14 protein-coding genes are annotated in these 15,293 nt (G+C 65.0%); 4 read left to right on the forward strand and 10 right to left on the reverse strand.

Annotated elements, in window-relative coordinates; translation table 11 throughout:
• Window positions 1–10: 10 nt before the first annotated feature.
• The 5 genes from P0652_RS13480 to P0652_RS13500 all read right to left on the reverse strand — a co-directional run bounded on the left by P0652_RS13480 (window position 11) and on the right by P0652_RS13500 (window position 5,161).
• Window positions 11–805 carry an ABC transporter ATP-binding protein gene (locus tag P0652_RS13480; RefSeq protein WP_284179346.1) on the reverse strand — a complete coding sequence of 265 codons (795 nt, stop codon included), beginning with the start codon at window positions 803–805 and terminating at the stop codon, window positions 11–13.
• Between the two features lie 14 nt (window positions 806–819).
• Window positions 820–1,731: a nitrate ABC transporter permease gene (ntrB, locus tag P0652_RS13485; RefSeq protein WP_284179347.1), complete on the reverse strand. Its 912-nt coding sequence runs from the start codon at window positions 1,729–1,731 to the stop codon at window positions 820–822.
• Window positions 1,732–1,782: 51 nt separating this feature from the next.
• Window positions 1,783–3,096, reverse strand: a complete 1,314-nt coding sequence (locus P0652_RS13490) for a CmpA/NrtA family ABC transporter substrate-binding protein (protein ID WP_284179348.1) — start codon at window positions 3,094–3,096, stop codon at window positions 1,783–1,785.
• Between the two features lie 305 nt (window positions 3,097–3,401).
• On the reverse strand, window positions 3,402–4,565 hold the full coding sequence (locus P0652_RS13495) for a CmpA/NrtA family ABC transporter substrate-binding protein (RefSeq protein ID WP_284179349.1): 1,164 nt from the start codon (window positions 4,563–4,565) through the stop codon (window positions 3,402–3,404).
• Entirely contained in the window at window positions 4,562–5,161 is a 600-nt protein-coding gene (locus tag P0652_RS13500) for an ANTAR domain-containing response regulator (RefSeq protein WP_284179552.1), read from the reverse strand. The genes P0652_RS13495 and P0652_RS13500 overlap by 4 nt, the downstream gene beginning before the upstream one ends.
• Before the next feature lie 176 nt (window positions 5,162–5,337).
• Between P0652_RS13500 and P0652_RS13505 the strand changes: the two genes are divergently transcribed.
• Together P0652_RS13505 and P0652_RS13510 are read left to right on the forward strand one after the other, a co-directional pair.
• Window positions 5,338–5,889 carry a sigma-70 family RNA polymerase sigma factor gene (locus tag P0652_RS13505; RefSeq protein WP_284179350.1) on the forward strand — a complete coding sequence of 184 codons (552 nt, stop codon included), beginning with the start codon at window positions 5,338–5,340 and terminating at the stop codon, window positions 5,887–5,889.
• Window positions 5,886–6,599, forward strand: a complete 714-nt coding sequence (locus P0652_RS13510) for an anti-sigma factor (RefSeq protein ID WP_284179351.1) — start codon at window positions 5,886–5,888, stop codon at window positions 6,597–6,599. The genes P0652_RS13505 and P0652_RS13510 overlap by 4 nt, the downstream gene beginning before the upstream one ends.
• 16 nt (window positions 6,600–6,615) lie before the next feature.
• Here P0652_RS13510 and maiA read toward each other — a convergent pair whose 3' ends face one another.
• On the reverse strand, window positions 6,616–7,260 hold the full coding sequence (gene maiA / locus P0652_RS13515; RefSeq protein WP_284179352.1) for a maleylacetoacetate isomerase: 645 nt from the start codon (window positions 7,258–7,260) through the stop codon (window positions 6,616–6,618).
• A gap of 100 nt (window positions 7,261–7,360) precedes the next feature.
• Window positions 7,361–8,476, reverse strand: coding sequence for a 4-hydroxyphenylpyruvate dioxygenase (hppD, locus tag P0652_RS13520; protein WP_284179353.1), 1,116 nt, complete (start codon window positions 8,474–8,476; stop codon window positions 7,361–7,363).
• 149 nt (window positions 8,477–8,625) lie between these two features.
• Between hppD and P0652_RS13525 the strand changes: the two genes are divergently transcribed.
• Together P0652_RS13525 and P0652_RS13530 are read left to right on the forward strand one after the other, a co-directional pair.
• Complete coding sequence (locus P0652_RS13525) at window positions 8,626–9,093, forward strand: Lrp/AsnC family transcriptional regulator (protein WP_284179354.1); 468 nt, start codon at window positions 8,626–8,628, stop codon at window positions 9,091–9,093.
• A 141-nt stretch (window positions 9,094–9,234) separates the two neighbouring features.
• Complete coding sequence (locus P0652_RS13530; RefSeq protein ID WP_284179355.1) at window positions 9,235–11,331, forward strand: ABC transporter ATP-binding protein/permease; 2,097 nt, start codon at window positions 9,235–9,237, stop codon at window positions 11,329–11,331.
• A gap of 174 nt (window positions 11,332–11,505) precedes the next feature.
• Here the strand turns inward: P0652_RS13530 and hisG are convergent, their stop codons facing one another.
• The 3 genes from hisG to hisS form a co-directional block, all read right to left on the reverse strand.
• Window positions 11,506–12,501 carry an ATP phosphoribosyltransferase gene (hisG, locus tag P0652_RS13535; RefSeq protein WP_284179356.1) on the reverse strand — a complete coding sequence of 332 codons (996 nt, stop codon included), beginning with the start codon at window positions 12,499–12,501 and terminating at the stop codon, window positions 11,506–11,508.
• Window positions 12,498–13,658: an ATP phosphoribosyltransferase regulatory subunit gene (locus P0652_RS13540; protein WP_284179357.1), complete on the reverse strand. Its 1,161-nt coding sequence runs from the start codon at window positions 13,656–13,658 to the stop codon at window positions 12,498–12,500. Before P0652_RS13540 ends, hisG begins: the two co-directional genes overlap by 4 nt.
• A 157-nt stretch (window positions 13,659–13,815) precedes the next feature.
• Window positions 13,816–15,288 (reverse strand): histidine--tRNA ligase, encoded by a 1,473-nt coding sequence (hisS, locus tag P0652_RS13545; RefSeq protein ID WP_284179358.1) that lies wholly within the window; start codon window positions 15,286–15,288, stop codon window positions 13,816–13,818.
• Window positions 15,289–15,293 lie beyond the last annotated feature (5 nt).

Consider the following 15,293-nt stretch of genomic DNA (forward strand, 5'->3'; position numbering starts at 1 on the left):
GATCCGCTCCTCAGGCCGCTTCGACGAGCCGGTGGCGCTCGTACAGGAACCGCAGCACGGCTTCGCGCGCGGCGATGTAGCGGCTGTCCGAAACCAGATCGAGCCGCTTGCGCGGGCGCGGCAGGTCGACGGTCAGCACTTCGCCGATCCGCGCGGCCGGGCCATTCGTCATCATGACGATCCGGTCCGAGAGCAGCACGGCCTCGTCGACATCATGCGTGATCATGATCATCGTGTTCTTCAGCCGGGCATGGATATCCATGACGCTGTCCTGCAGATGCGCGCGGGTCAGCGCGTCGAGTGCGCCGAAGGGCTCGTCGAGCAGCAGGATCTTCGGCTCCATGGCCAGAGCCCGGGCAATGCCGACCCTTTGTTTCATGCCGCCGGAGATCTCCGAGGGGCGCTTGTCGCGGGCATGGCCCATCTGCACGAGATCGAGATTGGCCATGATCCAGTCATGCCGCTCCGCCCGGCTCTTCTTGCCGGAAAACACCTTTTCCACCGCGAGCTTCACATTCTCGTAGACCGTCAGCCAGGGCAGCAGCGAATGGTTCTGGAACACCACGGCCCGTTCCGGCCCCGGCGCATTGACCTCGCGATTCTCCAGCAGGACGGCGCCGGCTGTCACCTGCGTCAGCCCGGCAATCAGGTTGAGCAGGGTCGACTTGCCGCAGCCGGAATGGCCGATGATCGAGACGAACTCGCCCTGGTCGATCGTCAGGCTGATATCCTTGAGGACTTCGGTGGTCTGGCCACCGCGGATGAAGCTTTTGTCGAGATGATCGAGCTTGAGATAGGCAGGCATGGGAGATCTCCTTCTCAGCTGGCCGAGGTGCCGCGGGTGACGAGATTGCCGATCGCCGCGACCAGACGGTCCAGGGCGAAGCCGACGACGCCGATATAGAGAAGCGCGACGATGATGTCGGAGAGCTTCGAGGAGTTCCAGGCGTCCCAGATGAAGAAGCCGATCCCCACCCCGCCGGTCAGCATTTCCGCTGCCACGATGGCGAGCCAGGACAGGCCGATGCCGATGCGCAGGCCGGTGAAGATGTAGGGTGCTGCCGAGGGCACCATGATCTTGAAGAAGAATTCGAACGTGTTCAGCCGCAGAACCTGCGCGACGTTGCGGTAATCCTGCGGAATATTGCGGATGCCGACGGCCGTGTTGATGATGATCGGCCAGATCGCGGTGATGAAGATCACGAAGATCGCGCTGGGATTGGCATCGCGGAAGGCAGCAAGGCTGATCGGCAGCCAGGCCAGCGGCGGCACCGTGCGCAGCACCTGGAAGATCGGGTCAAGTCCGCGCGTCGCCCAGACCGACTGGCCGACTAGGGCGCCGAGCAGCACGCCGACCACGGCCGCGAGGCCGAAGCCGATCGCCACGCGTTCGAGTGAGGTCAGCACGCGCAGACCGAGCCCGATATCCTGCGGCCCCATGACGAAGAACGGATCGAGGATCAGATCCTTCGCTTCGGCCCAGATCACGCTCGGGGCCGGCAGGCTCGCGCCCGGCTGGGCAAAGCCGATCTGCCAGACCAGCAGCAGCACGCCCAGCACCAGCAGCGGTGGCACAGTGGTCGCGGCGATGCCTTTCAGCTGATCCAGGATCTTTTTTCCTTTCCCGTCGCTCTTGCGGGTGGGAAGGGCGACGATCTCGGCGGCCTTGGCGCTCGCCTTCGGGCCGGGGAGGGATGTCACGTTGTCGGTTTTCTGCACGGGGACGGCCATGGCGCTCTCCAGGAACGGGGAAGGGGGCCGCCGTCGGGCGGCCCGCGTTGATCAGGCGATGCGCTTGACGGAAAGGGACTTGAGGTAGCCCATCGGGTCGGCCGGATCGAAAACCTTGCCGTCGAAGAACTTTTCCACGCCGCGGCTGTCGCCGGTCGGATAGCCGGTCAGGCCGAGGCCCTTGGCCGCCTCGATCCAGAGATCCGAGCGGTTGGTCTTGTCGACCAGCGCCTTGATGTCGAGCGTCGGCTCGAACTTGCCCCAGCGGATATTCTCGGTGACAAACCAGGCATCGAGGCTCTTCCAGGGATAGGAAACCTCGCCCGACTGGCCCCAGAACTTCATCAAGAGGTTGGTGCCCTTGGCGACCTTTCCCCGGCCGTAATTGATGTCGCCCTTGATGCGGCCGATAATGTCCGGCACCGGCACGTTGAACCATTGCCGGCGGCCGACGATCTCGGCCATCTCCTGCTTGTTCTCCATCTTCTCGCACCAGATCTGGGCTTCGATGGTCGCGCGGAGGATGGCCTGCGTGGCCTTCGGATTGGCATCCACCCAGTCCGCACGCATGCCGAGGACCTTCTCCGGATGCTTGAACCAGACCTCGCCGGTCGTGCAGGCGGTGAAGCCGATATTCTGGTTGACGAGCTGCTCGTTCCACGGCTCGCCCACGCAGAAAGCGTCCATGTTGCCGACCTTCATGTTCGCCACCATCTGCGGCGGTGGGACCACGATGGTCGAGACATCCTTGTCCGGGTCGATGCCGGCCGCCGCCAGCCAGTAGCGGATCCAGAGATCATGCGTGCCGCCGGGGAAGGTCATCGCGCATTTCACTTCCTTCCCGGCGGCCTTCTTCTTCGCAAAGGCTTCCTTCAGCGCCGTGGCATCGGTGCCGACCGGAAGGTCCTTGTATTCGTTGGAGACGGAGAGACCCTGGCAATCCTCGTTCAGGCGCAGCAGGGTATACATCGGCAGGGGCTGGCTGTTCTGCATCACCTTGCCTGTCCCGTAGAGGTAGGGCTTGGGCGACAGGATATGCCCGCCATCGATGCCGTTCGCCTTGGTGCCGAGGGCCATGTTATCGCGCGTGGCACCCCAGGAGGCCTGTTTCAGGATTTCCATATCCGGCACGCCATGCTTGGCGAAAAGGCCCTTCTCCTTGGCGATGATCAGCGGCGCCGCATCGGTCAGCGCGATATAGCCCAGCTTCGTGCCCTTCACCTCCGGTCCGGTGCCCTGCGCGAAGGCGCCACCCGGGAAAGCGAGCCGGGCAGCGGCGGCGGTTGCACCCGCAGCAGCGCCCAGTTTCAGGATATCACGGCGGGTGGCCACGGGGTCCCTGGCGGTCAGAACCTTTGACGTCATCCTTGCTCTCCTTTGCGGCACGGGGCCGTTGAAATGAAAAACCGCCGGCAGCGATCTCCTCGGGAAGAGGAGGGCTGGCCGGCGGCATTGCCGAATACCCGTTCGGGTGAAAACTGAATTCAAGCCGTCATTGGCTTGAGACAAGGACAGCACCTTTCGTGCCAAGTCCGGCGTTGCGCCCGAGACCTCACAGATTCTGGAATGGATTCAAGTTGTTAGAATTCCAGATGCAGCACGGTCCTTTCGGCCGGCACCGGAATTCTTTTCAGCCCGGCCGCCATGCTGCAGTGCATCATGCCGAAAAATCAGGCAGGGTCCTGCCGCTGGTCCCGCAGGATCTGGCGGGCGAGATAGGCTTCCGCATCGGCGGGTTCGAATACCTCGCCGTCAAACAGCCCGGATACCGGTGCCATGCGATAGGGCTCCTCCCGGCCGCCGGATGCGGCGAAGAGTTCCGGCGCGTACGAGGCTTCCGCCCGGCGGCGTGCCTCGTCCGAAAGGGTCGTCTGGCCCCAACGGGCCATCTGCGTCAGGAACCAGATCGCCGTTTCCCGGCGGGGCGCATTCGCTTCCCCGCCGCCGAAGACGAGGAAATCCTGCAACTGGTGCCGCCTTCCATCAGCCAGCAGCATTTTCCCGGTCAGCGGCGCGGCAATATCCTCCTTCGGCAGGTGCAGCCGGCCCGGCGCTGCGAGAATGTCGATCAGCTCGTCGGCATTTGACTTGTCCGCACACCAGGTCGCTGCACGGCGGCAGGCGCGCAGCAGCGCCTGCACCGCGTCAGGATTCGCTTTCGCCCAGGGTGCGCGCAATCCGAGGATCTTTTCCGGCCCGTCACGCCAGATCGCCGACTTGGTGAGGACGATGCGGCCGCCGAAGCGCCGTGCGGCATGGCTGCTCCACGGCTCGCCGGCGCTGAACCCGTCGAGGCTCCCGCTGGCCAGCGCATCGGGCATGAGTGGTGGCGCAAGGATCGCCAGCTCGATATCCCGCCCGGGCTGGATGCCGGAGGCAGCCAGCCAGTAGCGCAGCTCATAATTGTGGGAGGAATGCGGATGGACCACGGCGAGCGTCGGTTTGCCGCCTGGCCAGGTGCGCAGGGCGAGGCGCAGGGCGCGGCCGACCGACTTCGCATCATTGGCGACGACATCCGGCGCCACGCGCAGCATGGCCTGCCAGAGGGCTTCCGACACCGTGGTCGCATTGCCGCCGACGCCGAGCGTCATGGCCGCAACCACGGGCACGTCGAGCGGCGTCAGCCCGAGCGCCGCCGCCACCGGCATCGGCGCCAGCATATGCGCGGCATCGAAATGGCCGATGGCCAGCCGGTCGCGGATATTGGCCCAGGAGGTCTCGCGGACGAGTTCGATCTCGAGCCCCTCGGCGGCGGCAAAGCCCTTGTCCGCCACCACGATGGGGATCGAGGCATCAATCAGCGGGATGAAGCCGAGGCGGATGGGGGCCTTCATTCGCGATCTCCCAGGATCAGGGATGCGCTGGCGATCAGCGCGCGGGCGACATCACCCATGCGGCGGTTTTCGCGCATGGCGGTGCGCCGGAGCAGGTGATGCGCTTCGTCTTCCGTCATGCCGCGTGTTTTCATCAGGATTGCCTTTGCCCGGTCCACGGCCTTGCGGTCTTCCAGCGCCTGGCGCGTGCCCTCCAGTTCCGACCGCAGCCGGGAATAGGCATTGAACCGGGCAATGGCCATATCCATGATCGCCTTCACCCGGTCCTGCCGCAGGCCATCGACCACATAGGCCGAAACGCCCGCATCGATCGCCGCCTCCATCATGCTGCTGTCGGACTGGTCGACGAACATCGCGATCGGCTTGTCCACGACCCGGCTCATCTGGAGCAGATACTCCAGCCGGTCGCGGTTCGGGTTCTCGAGATCGATCACGATCACATCCGGTGACAGCTCGACAATCTGGCGCATCAACCCCTGCATATCCGATAGAACGGTCACTCTCTCATGCCCGGCTTCCCGCAGCCCCGCCTCGATGATGGCGGCGCGTACCCGGTTCTCGTCGATGATCAGGACGGAAAGCTGGGCAGCCGGGATCACGCGCGAGGGGGCCTCTCAGATTGTGCAGTGCGATATGGTGGCACGGATCGCGGGGGGATCAACCGAAATTTTCCCGGGACGTTCTTCCCTTTGCTTGCGCAAACGCGTCTTATGCCTGCATCCGCCGGGCCTTCCGGGGTGTATTCCCCCTGTCGGCCCAAGCCGAGGACGAAATGACGAACGACCCTGTCGGAACCGAACTGGCAACCTGCCTGCGCGACATCGCGCAAGGCCGGGCCGATGCGTTCCGGCGCCTGTACGAGGCGGAGGCTGGCCGGATGCTGGGCATCGCGCTGCGAATCCTGAAACGCCGGTCCCTCGCGGAGGAGGCGGTCCATGATGCCTTTGTCAGCATCTGGAACCGCGCGGCCAGCTATGATGCCCGGCTCGGCAGCCCGCGTGGCTGGATCCACACGATCGTCCGGAACCGCGCGCTGAACATCCTGCGTGGCGAGGCCCGGACGGAGCTGACCGATTCGCTGGAACCGCTTGAGATCGCCTCCGGGGACGAGAATCCCGAGGAGGCGGTCGGGCGCCTGTCCGATGCCGAGGCGCTCAGGCATTGCCTCGATCGCCTCGAGACGGCGCCGCGCCACGCCGTGGTGCTCGCCTATGTCGAGGGGCTGAGCCATGGCGAGATCGCAGAACGGTTGCGGATCCCGCTCGGCACCATCAAGAGCCGGATCCGGCGGTCACTGCTTGCGCTGAAGGAGTGCCTTGGATGAGTCTCTCGCGGGATGACATGGCTCTTGCGGGAGAATTCGTTCTCGGCGTGCTGGACAGGGGCGAGCGGGCGGCACTCGAGCGGCGCATCCAGCGGGATCCGGCCTTTGCCGAGGCGGTGGCGGAATGGCAGCGGCATTTCGCCGGGTTGGATGCTAGTGCACCGGAACTTACGCCCTCTCCCGAACTCTGGTCCCGCATCGAGGCCAGCCGCCTGGCCTTCAGGGCGGAACGTGCGGCACCGCGCGAGCGTGTCGGGCTGGCCGGGCTCTGGGACTCGCTCCGTCTCTGGCGCCCGCTCGGGCTGGCCGGCACCCTGGCCTCACTCATCCTCGGCATCGCCCTGCTGATCCGGGTTGCTGCCGGCCCGGAAGCGCCGCAACTTGTCGCGGTGCTCTCGGTGCCGGATGGCCGGGCTGCCGCCGTGGTCCATGCCTATGCCAACGGGACCGTCCAGCTCATTCCGCTCGATACGATTCCCGTTCCCGATGGCCGGGTTCTCGAGGTCTGGACGCTGCAGACCCGCGAGCAGGGCCCCGTCTCGCTGGCGCGGATGGACCGCGCCCGCACGATCAAGCTGGAACTCAGGGGGCTTTCGCCCGCACAGGTCGGCCATCTGTTCGAGATCACCCTCGAGCCGCAAGGCGGCTCCCCCACGGGCAAGCCCACGGGGCCGATCCTGATGAAAGGCCTCGCGGCAACCCGGCTCTGAGCCCGGCCTTCACGGCCTATTCGAAATCGGGCTGGTTTTCCGGCCGCGCGGCCTCGAAGGCCGGCAGGGCGAGGCATGCCGCCTCGATGGCCAGCAGCCGGTCCAGCCCGTCTGCCGGTGCGTTCCAGCGGCGGAGATTGTAGAGCTGCGGCACCAGGCAGCAATCGGCGAGGGTCGGATTGTCGCCGAACGAGAACCGCGTTCCCTCCGGAAGAAGCGCCTGATAGGCCAGCAGGCCGTTCCGCATCCAGTGATGCATCCAGGTGATGACATCCTCCTGGCTGTGCCCGAATTCCGACTTGAGATAGGCCCCGACGCGGGAATTGTTTACCGGGTGGATGTCGCAGGCGATGACCTGCGCCGCCGCGCGGATCTGCGCCCTCGCAAGCGCATTGCCCGGCAGAAGCGGCGGCTCGGGCCGGATCTCCTCGAGATATTCGATGATGGCGAGGCTCTGGACGATGGCCGTGCCCTCCTCGGTAACAAGGGCCGGTACCGTGGCATTCGGGTTGATGCGGCGGAAGGCCTCGCTCTTCTGCTCGCCCCCGTTCCGCACGAGGTGGATGAAGCGTGGCTCGGCTGCCAAGCCCTTCAGGCCAAGCGCGATCCGCACGCGATAGGCGGCGGAGGAGCGGTAATAGGTGTAGAGCGTCAGTGCCATGGCGATCCCTGTCCTGTCTGCCGGCAGGGTGCCGCCTTCCGGGCCGCAAAATCAAGCAGGCTCGGGGGGCGGACCGGCGCCGTCCCCCGGGACCGGCGCCTTACTCCGCCGCCTGGACCTTCAGCACGCCGCGGCGGATCTGGTCTTCCTCGATCGATTCGAACAGGGCGCGGAAATTGCCCTCGCCAAAGCCGTCATCGCCCTTGCGCTGGATGAACTCGAAGAAGATCGGCCCGATCACCGTTTTCGAGAAGATCTGCAGCAGGATGCGCGTCACGCCGCCATCGACCACGCCCTCGCCGTCGATCAGGATGCCATGCTTGCGCATCGCCTCGATCGGCTCCTGATGGCCCACAACGCGGGCCTGGCTCTTCTCGTAATAGGTATCCGGCGGGCCCGGCATGAAGCGGATGCCGTTTTCAGCCAGAAGATCGGTCGAGCGGTAGATATTCTCGGTCGCGACCGCGATATGCTGGATGCCTTCGCCCTTGTATTTCTTGAGATATTCCTCGATCTGCGAATGCTCGTCGGCGCTTTCGTTGATCGGGATGCGGATCCGGCCGCAGGGCGAGGTCAGCGCCCGCGAGAACAGGCCGGTCAGCTTGCCTTCGATGTCGAAGAAGCGGATCTGCCGGAAATTGAACAGGGTGATGTAGAAATTCGACCACTTGTCCATGTTCCCGCGGAACACGTTATGGGTGAGGTGGTCGAGATAATAGAAGCCATGCCCTTCCGGCTTCGGATCGACCGGGCCGAGCCAGGTGAAATCCGGGTGCGAATAGAGCGAGCCTTTCGCGCCATAGGTATCGACGAAATAGAGAATCGAGCCGCCGATGCCCTTGATGGCCGGCACGTCGAAGGTCTTGTCCTCGCCCTCATAGGGCTCGGCGCCAAGGCTCACCGCATGGGCGAAAGCGTGCTCGGCATCGACCACGCGCCAGCCCATCGAGGGCGCGCAGGGGCCGTGCTCGGCGACGAAACGCGCGGCGAAGGAGGTCGGCTCGGCGTTGAGCACATAGTTGATGTCGCCCTGGCGATAGATCGTGATCGCCTTCTTCTTGTGCCGGGCCACAGGCTTGTAGCCCATCTGCTGGAACAGGATGGCCAGTTTTTCCGGCTGCGGATGGGCGAATTCGACAAACTCGAACCCATCTGTCCCGGCCGGATTATCCGGGCTGATCATGGCGGGCGGTGCGTTATGCGGAAACGGACCCAAGGCTCTCTCCCGTGATGTGACGGAGGACATGCCTCCTTGGACCAAAGGATAACGCGCTTCGCATGCACGAGGCGCGCATTCGGAAGAGACCTTATGCATGAACACGGCGATCAATTGCGGAATCTCTCTGAATTGTGCATGATCTGTGCATGGATCCGTTCGACATGCGCATTCTCGCCGCCTTGCAGCAGGACGGGCGGCTCACCAACAACGAACTGGCGGAGAAGGTCGGCCTCTCCGCTTCACAATGCTCCCGCCGTCGCCAGCATCTCGAGGCGGAAGGGACGATCCGCGCCTATCACGCCGCGCTCGAGCCGGCTGCGATCGGCTTGCATGTCCATGCCTTCGTGCAGGTGACCCTGGCCACGCATTCGCCGGACAACGCCCGCCGCTTCCAGCGGCTGGTCGAGGGCCTCGACGAGGTTCTCGAGGCCTTTGCCGTGACCGGCGAGGCCGATTACCTGATCCGCCTTGTGGTGCCGGACCTGCCGGCCCTTGCCCGCATCCTCAACGAAGTCTTCCTGCCGCATGAGAGCGTGGCGCATGTGCGCTCCTCCATCGGGCTGACCTGCCTGAAGGACAGCCGCATCCTGCCGATGCCGCCGCCCCGGGCGTGAGTTTCACGCGAGCGTGATGGATGCCGCTGTGGAGCCTTGCGGTTTTGCCGCCCGCGCGCGATGCCCGAGCCTGTCCTTCACCGTGATTCTGTCTAGATTGACGGGATAGTCTCGCGCATCCACGCGCCTCAGGGATTTCTGATGACGATGCACCCTCTCCAGCGCCTTCTGGCCTTTGCCGTTGCGGCCATGTCCGTCCTGGCGATCGCCCTGAATCTTGTCGGCCTTGTCGGACAGGTTCCGCTCTATGTCTCCGCTGCCGGACTCTTCCTCGCCGGGGGCATGCTGGCCACGCCCGGGATCGGCGCCTATCTGCGCTTCTTCATCGTCTTCTACGGTTTCGGCTATCTCCTGCTGATGGCCATCGTGATCCTCGGCGGCCTGACGGGCTTAAGCTGGCTCAAGCTTGTCCCGCCGCTCACGGCCTTCACGGCGGCCGCTTTCGGCCTTCTCGCCATCCTGCTGGCGCGGCTGCCGATCACCAAGCGCGTCTTTGCCATCGCCGATCCCTATTTCGAAACCGCGGATCGGGGCACGCTCAGCCTCTGGCCGATCCCGAAGGTCAATGCACCGGAACGCTGGATCGCCTTCGTCCTGCTCGGCGTGATCATCGTGATCAACCTTGCGCAGGTCGGCATCACGGTGCGGCTAAACCAGTGGAACCGCGAATTTTATGATGCCATCCAGAACAAGAACCAGCCGGAATTCTGGCGCCAGCTTCTGGAAGTCTGGATGCCGATCGTTGCGGTCTTCATCCTGTCCAACATCATCGAGCTGGTGCTGGTCTCGGTTTTCAAGATCCGCTGGCGCGAATGGATGACCAACCGCCTGTCCGGCCGCTGGCTAGACAACAGCACGCATTACACGTTGCAGTTCGGCCACGCCATCGACAACCCGGACCAGCGCATCCAGGAGGATGTCCGGAAATATACCGAGACCACGTATACCCTGACGATCCAGATGATCGCGCAGATCTCCTCGCTGGTCTCCTTCTCGGTCATTCTCTGGAACCTCTCGGCCAACCTGCCGATTCCGGGCACCGAAACCAAGCTTCCGGGCATGCTGTTCTGGATTGCCCTTGTCTATGCCGGCATCGGCACGATCCTCGCGCATTTCATCGGCCGCCGCCTGATCCGGCTCAATTTCGAGCAGGAGAAATACGAGGCGGATTTCCGTTATCTCCTTGCGCGTCTGCGGGAGTTCAACGAGCCCATCGCCCTGCTTCGGGGCGAGCCGACCGAGAAGCAGCGCCTTGGCGGCCGGTTCCGGCGGGTCGCGTCGAACTACATGGAAATCATCGGCGTCGCGAAATGGCTCAATGCCTTCACAAGCTTCTATGGCATGGCCAACAGCGTCATCCCGATCGTGATCCTCGCGCCGTTCTATTTCCTCGACAAGATCACGCTCGGCATCATGTTCCAGACGGCCAGCGCCTTCGGGCGCGTGGATGCCGCGCTCTCGTTCTTCATCGACCGCTACTCGACCATCGCGGATTACAAGGCCGTGGTGGATCGCCTCACCGGTTTCGAGCAATCGATTGATTCCGCGCGGGAAACGCAGAAAGCTACGGCCATCCGCCCCGCCCGGGCGTCCAGCCCTGACCTCGTGATCCCGCAGCTCGAACTGGCCTTGCCCGATGGCCGGACCATTGCCCGCATCCGCGACCTCGCCTTCCGCAAGGGCCAGCGCACCTTGCTGGTCGGGCCGTCCGGTTCAGGCAAGTCGACGTTGTTCCGCGCCATTTCCGGGATCTGGCCCTTCGGATCGGGCACGGTCGACATCCCTGCCGGGGCCAGCGTGATGTTGCTGCCGCAGCGGCCCTATATCCCGATGGGCACCTTGCGCGGCGCGGTGTCCTATCCCTCGGTCGAGGGCGTGCATGATGATGCGTCGATCGTTACTGCGCTCGAGGCCGTCCGCCTGCCGGCCCTTGTCACCCGGCTCGATGAGGAGGCGAACTGGTCACAGGTCCTCTCCGGCGGCGAGCAGCAGCGTCTTGCCGTGGCACGCGCGCTCCTCGCCAGGCCGGATTGGCTGCTGCTCGACGAATCCACCTCCGCGCTTGACGAGCCGCTTGAGGATGCGATCTATGCCGCGATTGCGCGCCTCCTGCCCGAAACCTCGGTCATCTCGATCGGCCACCGGTCGAGCCTGATCGACAACCATGATCGCCGGGTCGAGATGCGCATGGGCCCCGATTCGCTCTACAGCATCGAGGAGTCCCGACAGCCTGCGTAATCATACGTGGCGTTTTTGGTGATCCATCCGCAGAAAGCGGGCGTAAAATAATCAAGACGCGCCGATGGTTTGCCCCCCGCTCGCCTCGTGCGCTTCAAGAGGTCGCCCGCCCCCCGCGAGCGGCCTCTTTCCGTTTTCGCAGCAGGGTGGCTCGCTGCTCGCTCCTCGCGGCGATCAGGCGATCGCGCGGAGATCGGCAATCCGCCGGCCATCGAGAGCCTGGTTCAGCTTGTCGAAAAGCGGGTTCTCGATGCTGAAGGCATAATCCACCTCCGAAACGAGAACGCGTTCTGCGCCATGGCGCAGCAGGGTATCGGCCGTCTCGGCCACCCGGTCCTTCGGAAGAAACAGCGTCACTTCCTGCGGGCCCTCGGCGAGGATCCGGCCATTCTGTGCTGCCACCCGGGCGGCTTCGGAAACAGGGCCGCCGAAATAGGCTGCAACCCGGCGATGGCTGCGGGCCTCTTCCTCGGCATGGATTCGCGCCAGAACCGAGCGGGCGCGTTCCAGCATATCCGGGCTCCAGTCGGCCTGCAGCGAGGCGACAAGATTGGCTTCGGATTTCAGCATCGTGCCGTCATCCAGCACCTTCAGCGCATTGGCCGCGAGCGTGGCGCCGGTGGTCGTGATGTCGACGATGATCTCGGCCGTGCCGGCGGCCGGCGCGCCTTCGGTAGCGCCGAGGCTCTCGACGATCCGGTAATCGGCAATGCCGTGCTTCTTGAAGAAACGCCGCGTCAGGTTGACGTATTTGGTCGCAACCCGCAGGCGGCGCTGCTTCCGGTGCCGGAAATCCGCCGCGACTTCCTCGATATCGGCCATGTCATGCACGTCGATCCACGCCTCAGGCACGGCGACAACGACATTGGCGTGCCCAAAGCCGAGGGGCGCCAGCATCTCGACCTTGGCTGCCGGCTCGGCCAGTTGCTCGTGCAGCAGATCCGCGCCGGTTACGCCGAAATGCACGGCACCGCGTGCCAGCTCCCCGGCGATCTCCGATGCTGAAAGGAACGCGATCTCGATCCCATCGAGCCCCTTCACCGCCCCGCGATAGTCGCGGGCGCCGCGCGGCTGGATGATCGGCATCCCGGCGCGGGCGAAGAAAGCGAAGGTGTTTTCCTGCAGGCGCCCCTTGGAGGGGATGCCAATGGTCAGCGGAGCATCCGTCATACCGCCATCTCCCGGACCAGCCGGTCCATCCAGATCGCCGCGCCGATGCCCGGCACCGCGCGGCCCATGCGCTCGAACAGCCGGTCATAGCGGCCGCCGGCGGCGAGGGGGTGCGGCGCGCCCTCAAGCCGGAGGTCGAAGACGAAGCCGGAATAGTAATCGAGGCTGCGCGAGAACCCGGCCGCGGCGCGGATCTTTGCCAGCGGCAGGCCGCGCGCTTCGATAAAGCCGATGCGCATCTCGAATCGGTCGATCGCGGCCGAAAGGTCGAGCCGGGCCTCTCCGGCAAGGTGGCGCAGCGCCTGTGCTACCCGGTCGGGATCGCCATCGATGGCGAGGAAGCGGCGCAGGATTTCCGCCTGTTCCGGGCCGAGCTGCTGGGCATCGTCCCGCGCGCGCTGGAGGAAACGACCGGCAATATCCTCCGCCGTCCGGCCACCAATGGCGGTGATGCCGGCCATGGAGAGCAGGTCTTTCACGAAGGCGCGTGCCTCTTCAGGATCGGCGCCCTTGAGCGCGTCCAGCACGCCGGAATAGCGCGTCAGGCCGCGCGGCTCGTGCTTCCGTTCCGCAAGATGCTGTGCATCGAGCAGCGAGCCGAGCCGCCCTTCGCCAAGTGCCAGTGCCAGTCGCCGGCTGGTGACGCCGTCGAGCGCCAGCGCATCGAGCAGGCTGGAAAACAGGCCGAGATCGCCGATGGTGATGCCAAGTCCGCTTTCGCCAGCCACATCGGTGACGGCGCCATGGATTTCAGCGAGCACATCGGCATCGGCGGCCTCGCGGTCATTCCGCCCGATGGATTCAAGGCTGACCTGCGTGAACTCGCCGCTTTCGCCGGGCCGGTGCCGGAAGACCGGGCCGACAAAGACCTGGTCGAGCCGCCGGCCGACAATGCCGGATTTCAGATAGGCCAGAGCGGCGGGAATCGTGAATTCCGGCCGGAGGCACCATTCCTCGCCCTCTTCGTTCGTCGTCAGGAACAGGCGGCCGCGGATATCCTCGCCCGAAAGCTCGAGAAACGGATCGGCAGGCTGGAGCACCGGAACCTCGGCCGCATGGTAGCCGGCCCGATGCAGCCGCGCCATCAGGCGGCTGAGATCGTCGGCTTGCGGTTGGGGCCGCGCGAGGCGGGCCGCAGTTTCGGGTCGTTCGGTCATCGGGTCTCGCCGCTGGGGCGCTCCTGCAGAAGGCCGGCGCGTTCTGGCTAGCCCAGGTCGACCGTGCCCATGATCGACCTGCCCATACCAGCCCGCCCGCGCGCAGGCGAGCGGAAACCGCGAATGCGCTTAATCCTTTGCGTTAAGGCCGTGCTCCTCAGCCCCGTTGCCGGGCCAGCACCTCGCGGATGGCCTGCACCAGGCTGGAAACCGGCACTTCGAACTGTGCCTTCGCCTGCAGGGCAAGATATTCCTCGCGATCCTTCGTTGCCGAGAGCGTCGCGCCGAGGATCAGGTCCTTCACCTGCGCCGTGCCTTTCTCGCGCTCGTTCGAGCCCTGGATGATGGCGATGGGCGAAGCGCGGCGATCGGCATATTTCATCTGCGCCTTCATGCCGGCGCTGCCGAGATAGATCTCGGCGCGGATGCCTTCGGCGCGCAGGGCCGCGACCATCTGCTGGTAGCTCGCCATCGCCGCGACATCGCGGTCCATCGCCAGAACCAGCACGGGGCCATCGAGCGGCCGGGTCGAGACCTTGCCGAGCGCCTGCAACGCCGCCAGCAGCCGCGACACGCCGATGGAGAAGCCGGTGGCCGGTACGGGCTCGTTGAGGAAGCGCGAGACGAGGCCATCATAGCGCCCGCCGCCACCCACCGAGCCGAACCGGACCGGCCGTCCGTCCTCATCCTTCACCTCGAACAGCAATTCAGCCTCGAAGACAGGGCCTGTGTAATATTCGAGGCCACGGACGACGCTCGGGTCGATGCGGATGCGGTCCGGGCCGTAGCCGGCGGCGGTGACGAGGGCCTCGATCTGCTGCAACTCGTCTTGGCCGGCCCGACCCATTTCGGTAACAGCTTCCGGCTGCTCCGACAGCGGCTTCAGACCTGCGCGAAGCTGGGCGACCTGATCTAGTGTCAGGCCAGCCCCCCTTGTGAAGTCGCCACTTTCATCAAGGCGACCGTCGCCAAGTAATTTGGTGACTTCCGTCCAGTCAAACTTGTCCAGCTTGTCGATCGCCCGCAGCACGATCAGCCGGCGCGCGGCGTTCTCCTCGCCGCCAAGGCCGATTGCCTCCATCACGCCGTCGAGGATCTTGCGGTTATTGACCTTGATCACATAGGAGCCGCGCGGAATGCCGAGCGCTTCCATCGTATCCGCGGCCATCATGCAGATCTCGGCATCGGCGGCCACGCTGGCTGCGCCCACCGTATCGGCATCGAATTGCATGAATTGCCGGAAGCGGCCGGGCCCCGGCTTCTCGTTGCGGAACACCCAGCCGGCGCGATAGCTGCGATAGGGCTTGGGCAGGCTCTGCCAGTTCTCGGCGCAATAGCGGGCGAGCGGTGCGGTAAGATCGTAGCGCAGGCTCATCCATTGCTCGTCATCATCCCGCAGGCTGAAGACGCCGGCATTCGGGCGGTCCTGGTCCGGCAGGAACTTGCCGAGCGCATCGGTATATTCGAGGAAGGGCGTCTCGACCGGGTCGAAGCCGTACCGCTGGTAGACCTCGCGGATTGTCGCCATCATGGCTTCGGTGGCCATGATATCGGCGGGCCCGCGATCGGGCAGGCCGCGCGGGCGTCGGGCTTCGGTCTTGTCGGAACGGGGGGCGCTGTCGGTGCTCATGCCGG

The sequence above is a fragment of the Rhabdaerophilum sp. SD176 genome (genome assembly GCF_030143245.1).
Classification (GTDB): Bacteria; Pseudomonadota; Alphaproteobacteria; order Rhizobiales; family Beijerinckiaceae; genus Rhabdaerophilum.